1 protein-coding gene is annotated in these 1767 nt (G+C 78.5%); it reads left to right on the forward strand.

What is annotated here, in order from left to right:
• The coding region (locus tag ACVMLK_RS20920) for an acyltransferase domain-containing protein (protein ID WP_457487525.1) at positions 1 to 1767 on the forward strand (1767 nt) is incomplete at both ends.

Here is a 1767-nt window from a genome sequence, read left to right on the forward strand (position 1 = left end):
CCCCTGCTGGCCGCCCTGCCCGCGGACGAGGCCGGCTGGCGGGCGGAGATCGCCGCCTACAACGCGCCCGACGCCATCACCGTCGCCGGCCCCGAGGCGGCGATCGAGGCGCTGCTCGAGGCGGCGAAGGCGCGGCGCCTCTCGGCCGTGCGGCTCGACCTCGATTACGCCTTCCATTCCACCGCCATGGAGCCGGCGCGCGCGGCGCTGTCCGCCGACCTCGCCGGGCTGCGCGGCGGCCCGGAGCGCATCGCCTTCCTCTCCTCCGTGACCGGCGGCAAGCTGCCCGGACCGGCGCTGGACGCGGAATACTGGTGGCGCAACCTGCGCGAGCCGGTGCGCTTCCGGGCCGCGGTGCAGGCCGCGGTGGACCATGGCGCGCGGCTCTTCCTCGAGATCGGGCCGCATCCGGTCCTGCAATCCTACCTGCGCGAGAGCCTGCGCGCCGCCGAGGCCGAGGCGCCGGTCCTGCCGGGCCTGTCGCGCCGCGACCCGCCGGGCGATCCGTTTCCCGCGCTGGCCGACCGCGCCATCACGCAGGGCGCCGATCCGCGCCGGGGCCCCTCCTGGCAGGGGCCGGCGCTGCGCCGCGGCCTGCCCCTCACCCCGTTCGACCGGCAGCGCCACTGGTTCACGCCCAGCGCCGAATCCGCCCGGCTGACCGACCCGCTGACCGATCATCCCCTGCTCGGCCAGCGCCACGGCACCGAGCCGGGCCGCTGGTCGCGCCTGCTCGACACCGCCCTCGAGCCCTGGCTGGCGGATCACCGCCTGGCCGGGGAGGCGGTGCTGCCGGCGGCCGCCATGCTGGACCTGGCGCTGGCCGCCGCCGCGCGCTTCTTCCCCGAGGCCCCGGCGCTGGAGCTGCGCGACACGCTGATCCTGCGCGCCCTGCCGGTCTCGGCCGCGACGCGGGAACTGCGCTGCACGGTGGAGCCCGAGGCCGGGCTGTTCCTGATCGAGAGCCGGCCGCGCCTGTCCGCCGAAGGCTGGACGCTGCATGCGCGCGGCACGATCGGCCCGGCCCCGCTGGAGGCCCTGGCAGAAGCCCTCGCCGTGCCGCCGGACGGGGAGGGTGAGGAGGCGCCGGGCGCCGCGCTGGTCGCCTCCGCCGCGCGCTTCCACCTCGACTACGGCCCGGCCTTCCGGCCGGTGACGCGGATGCGGCTGGCCGGGGATGGCGCCGCCCTCCGCCTCGCCCTCGCCCTGCCGCCCGAGGCCCCGCCGGACGAGGCCGGCTGGCTGATCCATCCGGTGCGCCTCGATGGCGCGCTGCAGGGCATGCTGGAGCTGCTGGCCCGCGCCGGCGAGGATGACGGCCGCGCCGCCGCGCCGGTCCGGCTGGGGCGCATGGTGCTGCGGCGCGGCGCGCCCGTGCCGGTCACCGCGGATCTCCGCCGCGGCCATCGCGGCACGCGATCGGACCAGTGCCACGTGGCGCTGCGCGACGGCAGCGGGCGGCTGGTGGCGCGGCTCGAGGACTGCTGGATGCAGCGCTTCCGGCTGGCGCCGCCGCCGCGCGTGGAGGAGGCGCTGTTCCGCGTCGAGGACGAGCCTTCGCCGCGGCCCGGGGCGCCGCCCGCCCTCGACCTGGATGCCGCCGTCGGCGCCGGCCTCGCCGAGGATGCCAGCCGCGACCTGGCCGAGACCGCCCTGCTGCTGGAGGGCCATGTGGTGGCCAGCGCCCATGCCGCGCTGCGCGCCCGCGCCCGGCCGGACGGGCTGCTGCCGGCCGCCGGCCTGTCGACCTATGCCCTGGCCCTGCTG

This window comes from Teichococcus aerofrigidensis (assembly GCF_054073225.1).